The sequence below is a fragment of the Methylotetracoccus oryzae genome (assembly GCF_006175985.1).
Classification (GTDB): domain Bacteria; phylum Pseudomonadota; class Gammaproteobacteria; order Methylococcales; family Methylococcaceae; genus Methylotetracoccus; species Methylotetracoccus oryzae.
This window is the reverse complement of the sequence record NZ_SRSH01000012.1, coordinates 164,546-172,117: the sequence shown is the minus strand read 5'-3', so window position 1 is coordinate 172,117 and position 7,572 is coordinate 164,546. Positions and strand designations below refer to the sequence as shown.

Genomic DNA, 7,572 nt, shown 5'->3' with positions numbered 1-7,572 from the left:
CGTTCACTTGAACCCGGACCAGACCAACACGCCTGACCACCCTGACAAGGAGCTGACCCAACCGTCCCAAAAAGCCGCATGAAGCTTAAGCACCGAGGCGACAACTACCTTGAAAACTTCCGATGTTGACGGCGTGGGAATTGGCGGGATGGACGCAGGCGCGGGTCGTCGGCTCCGCTCGCCACAGCAAGAACGCGATCCCTGCACACCCGCGAGTACGAACCGAGCAAAGAGAAGGCGGTGGATTCGCGCCTTTGCGCGAGTGACGCGGTGGCCTAACGGTGGCATGACCTTGGGGAATGGATTCCCGCTTGCTCGGGAATGACATGGGGCAAGGGACTGGTGGGGTCGAAGCCTGGGTTCGGTCGCCCTGCGGGAACCGACGGGCCGAACTCCCAGCTGCCGCGCTCGAAACGCGCTGGAAAAGCCTGTGCAGACCTCGGCCGCCGGCTCATCGTCGAGGTCTGTCCTACATTTCCCATGCGGTGCCGACTGCGTGTTGACGCGTCGTTACCGGCCAAGCTCCGTTGTGGCCGCGTAAAGCTGATCGGCCAGGTCGTTACCCCGAACAGAGGGCCCCAGGCATGAAATCCTTGATCACGATCGCACTCGGCGGGTTACTCCTCGCGCAGTCGCAGGGAGCGCACGCGGTTTCCCATGTCACGATTCAGTACGCCAATCCGGTCGCGCCGACCTACGTCTACCGCTGCGACGACGCCGCATGCGCCACTCAGATGCAGACCAGCTACGTGACGGTGGTGCCGGCGCAGCAAGGCTTGCCGAGCATCGCCCCGCTCAGCTTCTTCAGGACCGGCGGGGTCGAAACGACCTACGCCTTCTTTCAACAAAATCCGACCACTCAGCAGTGGTTCTCCTGCAGGCTCGCCATCAAGGCGGATGGCACGCTGAACGCCAGTGCGACCACCTGCTCGGGCGCGGGCGTCATCCAGCGCTCGTCGACGGCGGCGGTGTCGGTGATCTCGCTGGGGGCCAATTTTGCGACCCACCCAACGGCTGCGCCGTTACCGGCACCGAAAGCGCGGGTTCTGACCGCCGCGCGGCAGCTCACCTTTCGCAACGACACGCGGTATCGAGCCCTCTGCATCAATGGTGCAGACCAGTTCAACGACATGCGCACTGGCCGATGCACCGGTACCGGCGACCGGATCGTGCGGAAGGGTCGACCCCGCGTGATCGACGTTCCGGAACGCGGCATCAACTCGGGCGCCTGGTTCGTCACCGGCTTCCAGACCAGCCAAGGCCACTGGTTCAACACCGGACGTGATGCCGGAGGCAACATCTATTCCATCGTGATGGAGCCGACCTTCTACCCCACGGACAACCCGCCGACGGGATCGGGCGCCACGCGCTATACAGCCTCCGATCATAGCGTCGGTGTGACGAACATCGATTCGTCCCTGGTCGACGGCTACAACTTCGGGCTGTCGATCCGGCCATCGAAGCCCACGATTTGCAGCCATGTGAACGCCCGAGGCATCACTCGCTACACGCTGTACGGGCCGCAACGCGATATGACGGGGCTGCTGTCCGAACGTTCGCGCACGGCCGGCCATACGCTCAAGAGCGTCTGTCCCGAGGAGCTTCTGGTCAATAAAACGGGGGCATTCAAGGGTTGCTACAGCAACTGCACGCACGCGAAGAAGCACGGTGCCGCCGACGCCGATCTCGTCTGCTGCGCCGGCGCCTACTCACAGAAGAGCGAATGCATCAGCCAGGGACTCGACCACAACGCCCTGCCCTATGTCGAAAGCCTGCACGCCAATTCGGTCAATACCTACACATGGGCCTATGACGACACGAACGGGGACTTCGCGTGCGATCCCAACGGCAGCTTCACGTTCGCGATCACGGACTGACTCGGGGCAGCGGATGGCCGCGACCAAAGGTGCGCTCCTCGGACGCTGCCCTATCACCGGCCGGGCGCCTCGCGCGTCCGGCACGGTGCTGTATAGCGCACTGATTTCCCTGCTTCACACCTGCCCTGCCGGGTCGTCTCAGCCGGGCTCAACATCACTGCTGGCCCCGGGGCCGACCGGCTCCTAGAATAGCGGCCTTTCGACCCCATTCCGGGGCGACGCAAGGCTTCGACCCTCCATGCGCCTTTTGCACACGTCGGACTGGCATCTCGGGCAGTCGCTCCATCAATTCGAGCGAACCTACGAGCACGACCGCTTTCTGGACTGGCTCGCCGGCACGATCGAGTCCGAGCAGCCGGACGCGCTGCTGCTCTGCGGCGATGTGTTCGACAACGCGAACCCGTCGTCCGCCGCGCAGCGGCAGTTGTACCGCTTTCTCAGTGCCGCGCGGGCGCGCGCCCCGTGGCTGCAGGTGGTGCTGATCGGGGGCAACCACGATTCACCGGGGCGGCTGGAAGCGCCGTCGCCGCTGTTCGACGCCTTCGGCATCACCGTCGTCGGACATGTGACCCGGGCTGACGACGGCCGGATCGACCTCGATCGACTGTTGGTGCCCTTGCCTGATCGCGCGGGGCGCATCCGGGCCTGGTGTCTCGCCGTGCCTTACCTGCGGCCGGGCGATGTGCCCGCGGGCGATGCGGACACCGGTTACGCGGGAGGCGTCGCGCGGCTTTATCGGGAGTTGCTCGAACGGGCATTAGCGCGACGCGAGTCGGGACAGGCGATCATCGCGCTGGGTCACTGCCATATGCATGGCGGCGCGGTGTCGGAGGAGTCCGAGCGCCGCATCGTCATCGGCGGGGCGGAAGCCTTGTCGGCGGACCTGTTCGATATGCGGCTCGCCTACACGGCGCTGGGGCATCTGCACCGGGCCCAGACCATCGCGGGGCGCTGGAACGTGCGCTACAGCGGCAGTCCGTTGCCGATGTCGTTCACCGAGATCGATTACCCCCATCAAGTCGTGCGGATCGATCTGGACGGCGAAAAGGCGGCCGCGATCGAGCCGCTGCGCATTCCGCGTGCCGTCGATCTGCTCCGCATTCCGCCGCAGCCCGAACCCGCCGCGAGCGTCCTGGACACCCTGGCGCACCTGGATTTGCCGCAGCTTCCGACCGAAGCACAACCCTATCTCGAAGTGCGGGTGCGGCTCGACGCGCCGGAACCCGGCCTGCGCGCCCGCATCGAAGCGGCGCTGGCCGACAAACCGGTGCGGCTCGCAAAGATCGAAACGACTTACCCGGGCACCGGAGCACTCGGCGCCGAGACGCCGGCTCTGTCGCTGAACGACCTCGGCCGCCTGGAGCCGGTCACCATCTTCCGGCGCCTTTACGCGCGCCAATACGATGCCGAACCGCCCGAACCGCTGCTGCATGCCTTCGGCGAACTGCTGGAAGGCAGGGCCGACGAGAGCGCGCCATGAAAATCCTCGCCATCCGCGGCGGCAATCTGGCCTCGCTGGGCGGTGACTTCGCCATCGATTTCACGGCCGAGCCGCTGGCATCCAGCGGTCTGTTCGCGATCTCCGGTCCAACCGGAGCCGGCAAGAGCACGCTGCTCGACGCGCTGTGCCTCGCGTTATACGACTGCACGCCACGCCTGGCACGGGCCGGCGGGGGCCGCGGCGCCAACCTCCCGGACGTGCGGGACGAGACCGTCAGCGCGCAGGACCCGCGCAACCTGCTCCGCCGCGGCGCGCACGAGGGCTATGCGGAAGTCGATTTCGTGGGCAACGACGGCCAGCCCTATCGCAGCCGCTGGGGCGTCCGTCGCGCGCGCGGCCGCAGCGACGGGAAGCTGCAGGCCAGCGAGATGCGGCTGTCGAGGCTCCCGGATGGACCGGCGATCGGGGGCACCAAGACCGAGGCGCTCAGGGAAATCGAGGCCCGACTGGGCCTGTCCTTCGAGCAGTTCACCCGCGCCGTGCTGCTCGCGCAGAACGAGTTCGCGAACTTCCTGAAGGCCGATGACAACGAGCGTGCCGAACTGCTCGAAACCCTGACCGGCACCGACACCTTCACCGGTATCTCGCGACGCGCCTTCGAGCGCTGCAAGCGGGAACTGGAAGAACTGCGGCAGTTGCGCGACCAGCAGGCGAATTGTCAGCCGCTGAATGCGCCCGCCCGAGCCGAGCTCGCGTCGGCCAAGGCAGCCGCCGAGCACGCGCTGGCCGGGTTGGAGAAGGCCCGGTCCGAGGCCGAGGCCGGCCTGCGATGGCACGAGGAATTCGAACGCGCGCGCGAAGCGGAAGCCCAGGCTGCCGAAGCCGCGCGCGAAGCCGTGGCCGCCATCGAAGCCGCTGCTGCGCGGCGCGCCCAGCTCGCGGCCGTGGCGGCGGTGCAGGATGCCCGTCCCTTGCTGAACGAACAGGACCGCGCCGCCGCTGCACGAGCGGAGAGCGAGGACGCGCTGGCTCGGGCCGAGCAGTCCGTGGTCACCGCGGCACAGGCCAGGTCGGGCACGGCCGGGGAGCTTGCCGCGGCCAGGGAACGGCGGCGCCTGGCCGAGGGAAGGCAACTCGGGGCCAAACCGGGACTCGACCGCGCCCGTTCGCTGGATACCGAGATTGGCTTGCTGGCCGAGCGGCGCGCCGGCGCCGAACAGGCCCGCATAACCGCCGACCACGATGCGCGGCAGGCCGAGGAGGCTCTCGCCGCCAAACAAGCCGCAGCGGTCGATGCCTCGACGGAGTACGGGGCCACGGTGGCGTGGCTCGAGGCCCATGCGGACGAGCAGACACTTGCGGTCGACTGGCCTCGCTGGCACACCCTGCTGGAGCAGGCCGCCAGGACGCGTGCCGAATGCCAGGGCGCGGAAACCGAGTTGGCGCGGCAGAAGCGGCAGGCCGAGGAAGCTCGCCTCGCGTTCACGGAGACGTCCGAGCGCCTGGCGGCAGCGCAACTGCAAAGCGGCGCGGCCGAGCGGAACCTGGCCCGGGCATCCGACGCCCTGTCCGCGTTCGATGCGGCGGCGCTGGCCGCGGCGAAGCGAGCCGCCGAAACCGAGCGCGACCAGCACGTGCGCGGGGAGCAAATCTGGCGCGTGCTGTTCGACGCGCTGCGGCGCAAGCGAGAACTCGACCGTTCGGCTGCGGCCCTGCAGGCCAGCATCGCGCAGGGCGCCCGGAAACTCGCTCAACGGGAGGGGCAGTTACCGCCGGCGCAGGCTGCGCTCGATCAGGCGGAGCGTTCCCTGCGCGCGGCCGAGTTGGCCTGTGCCGACAGCGTGGCCGAGTTGCGTGCGGGTCTGGTTGCCGAGGTGCCCTGCCCGGTCTGCGGCTCGATCCAGCATCCCTGGGCAACCCATAAGCCGCAGTCCGATGCGATGCTGGACTCGCTGCGTACCGAAGCCGGCCGTTGCCGTGAGGCCATGCTGAAGCTGCGCTCGGATGTCGGCACGGAGCGGGGGCAGCTGGACTCGACCCGCACCCAGTTGCTCGACCGCGAAGCCCAGCGGCCTGCACTCGAAGCCGCCCTCGCCAAGGCCCGCGACTCCTGGCTGGCGTGGCCGTTGGCCTCGCAGCTCGAAGCCGTGGCGGAAGACGACCGGCTGGCCTGGTTCACCGCGCAGCAATCCGCCCTCCAGACCCGACTCGATGCGTTGGCGTCCGACGAACAGACGTGGCGCACCGCGATGGCCGAACGCGAAGAAGCCCGGGCTCGGCTCGAGGTCGCTCGGACGCAACGGCATGTGGCAGAACAGCAGGAAGCGGCAGCGGCAGCTGCGGCGGAGCGCGCCGAGTTGGGGGTCAAGAGCGCCCAGAACGCGCTGCTGCTGCAGCGGCAGAAACTCGCGGCCTTGCTCGACGACCTGGAACCGTCCTTGGCCGGGACGGCACCGTGGCGACCCGAGTGGCAGCGGGCACCGGATATGTTCCACCAGAAATGCCGTGAACGCGCCGAACGCTATCGCCAGCAGCAGGGACGTGTCGTCGAGCTTAAAGGCCTCGCCGAGCGGCTGGCTGCCGAGATCGCCGCGCTGCAGAAAGCCGTCGAGAAGACATGCGCCGACCAGACTGCGCGACGGGCCGAATACGAACGCGTCGACGCGCAGTGGAGGACGGCCACCGAGCAACGCCACGGCCTGTTCGGAGGTCGTCCGGTCGACGAGGTCGAGGGCGAGCTGAAGACGTCACTCGACGCGGCGGAGCGCGATCTGGAACAGCGCCAGACCGCGGCGCAACAGGCGGAGCAAGCCCTGGCGCATGCCACGGCAACGCGCGACGCCGCCGCGCGGCAACATGCTGCGGCCGTGACGGCGGATCAGACGGCGACCGGGGCACTCGAGGCCTGGCTGGCCGCGCGTCCGGCAGAGACACCCGAGCTCGCCGCCCTCGACGTGAGCGTCCTGCGGCACTTGCTCCGGCACGATGCGGTATGGATCGCCTCGGAGCGGGCGGCACTGGCCGCGCTCGACGCCGCTGGTCAGCGCGAGCGGGCTGTCCTGCAGGAACGGCAGGCCTCGCGCGAGTCTATCGAGCGCCAGCGCCGGACCGACCAATCGGCGTCGGTCTTGCGAAGCCGCCTCGACTCCACCAACGATGCGCTGGCCTTGCAGCGCAAGCGTCTGGCCGAGTTGGAGGTCAGGCTGCTGCAGGACGACGACCGCCGGCGGCAGTCCGAGGCCCTGGCCAATGCGCTGACCGACAAGGAAGCGCGAGTCCGCGTCTGGGCGCAACTGAACGAACTGATCGGTTCCGCCGACGGCAAGAAGTTCCGGAATTTCGCGCAGCAACTGACGCTCGATGTGCTGCTAGCCTACGCCAACCGGCATCTGGGCGACCTGTCGCGGCGTTACCGCCTGGAGCGCATTCCCGAGACTTTGGGACTGATGGTCGTCGACCAGGACATGGGTGACGAGGTCCGTTCAGTGCATTCGCTGTCCGGAGGCGAAACCTTTCTGGTCTCGCTTGCGCTGGCGCTCGGACTGGCCTCGCTCTCGTCGGACCGCGTCCGGGTCGAGTCGCTGTTCGTCGACGAGGGCTTCGGCAGCCTCGACGCCGAAACGCTGGCCACCGCGATGGATGCCTTGGATTGCCTGCAATCGCAAGGGCGCAAGGTCGGTGTGATATCGCATGTCCGCGAGATGACCGAGCGCATCGGTACACAGATACAGGTCACGCGGCTGAACGGCGGGCACAGCCGGGTGGAGGTGGTGGGATGAGCGCCGACGGCAGCCCCATGGGTCCGCAGCCATCTGACGCCACGGCCGCGCCGTCGAGCCGGTTATGGATCTCCGATCGGCTGAGCCTACCCCTGTCGGAAGTGGAATTGACTGCTATCCGTGCGCAAGGCGCAGGCGGCCAGAACGTCAACAAGGTGGCCAGCGCCGTGCATCTGCGCTTCGACATCCGCGCGTCTTCGCTGCCCGATTTCTACCAGCAGCGGCTGCTGGCATTGCGCGATCATCGCGTTACGGACGACGGCGTGGTCGTGATCAAGGCCCAGCGTTTTCGCACCCAGGAAAAGAACCGCGAGGATGCTCTGGAGCGCCTCGCGGAGCTGATACGGAACGCGGGATGGACGGAGAAGCCGCGGAAGGCAACCCGACCGACACGCGCGTCGCAGGAACGCCGGGTCGATGCGAAAACGCGCCGCGGCCGGATCAAGTCACTGCGCGGAAAGCCCGAGGACTGAAT

4 protein-coding genes are annotated in these 7,572 nt (G+C 67.8%); all 4 read left to right on the top strand.

The annotated features are described in order from the left end of the window. Positions 1 to 584 precede the first annotated feature (584 nt). The 4 genes from BWR02_RS13615 to arfB all read left to right on the top strand — a co-directional run bounded on the left by BWR02_RS13615 (position 585) and on the right by arfB (position 7,570). The gene (locus BWR02_RS13615; protein ID WP_139558408.1) at positions 585 to 1,877 is read left to right on the top strand and encodes a thaumatin family protein; all 1,293 of its coding nucleotides are present in this window, start codon (positions 585 to 587) and stop codon (positions 1,875 to 1,877) included. A 238-nt stretch (positions 1,878 to 2,115) separates the two neighbouring features. Beyond that, a complete protein-coding gene (locus BWR02_RS13610; protein WP_139558406.1) occupies positions 2,116 to 3,357 on the top strand; it encodes an exonuclease SbcCD subunit D in 1,242 nt (413 codons plus the stop codon). Continuing rightward, complete coding sequence (locus BWR02_RS13605) at positions 3,354 to 7,097, top strand: AAA family ATPase (RefSeq protein ID WP_139558404.1); 3,744 nt, start codon at positions 3,354 to 3,356, stop codon at positions 7,095 to 7,097. Before BWR02_RS13610 ends, BWR02_RS13605 begins: the two co-directional genes overlap by 4 nt. Then, positions 7,094 to 7,570: an alternative ribosome rescue aminoacyl-tRNA hydrolase ArfB gene (gene arfB, locus BWR02_RS13600; RefSeq protein WP_236102231.1), complete on the top strand. Its 477-nt coding sequence runs from the start codon at positions 7,094 to 7,096 to the stop codon at positions 7,568 to 7,570. The genes BWR02_RS13605 and arfB overlap by 4 nt, the downstream gene beginning before the upstream one ends. The last annotated feature ends 2 nt before the right edge of the window (positions 7,571 to 7,572 follow it).

Excerpts from the sequence above, each read along its gene's own strand:
- BWR02_RS13610 (WP_139558406.1), top strand. The coding sequence starts at position 2,116 with ATGCGCCTTTTGCACACGTCGGACTGGCATCTCGGGCAGTCGCTCCAT.
- BWR02_RS13615 (WP_139558408.1), top strand. The coding sequence starts at position 585 with ATGAAATCCTTGATCACGATCGCACTCGGCGGGTTACTCCTCGCGCAG.
- arfB (WP_236102231.1), top strand. The coding sequence starts at position 7,094 with ATGAGCGCCGACGGCAGCCCCATGGGTCCGCAGCCATCTGACGCCACG.
- BWR02_RS13605 (WP_139558404.1), top strand. The coding sequence starts at position 3,354 with ATGAAAATCCTCGCCATCCGCGGCGGCAATCTGGCCTCGCTGGGCGGT.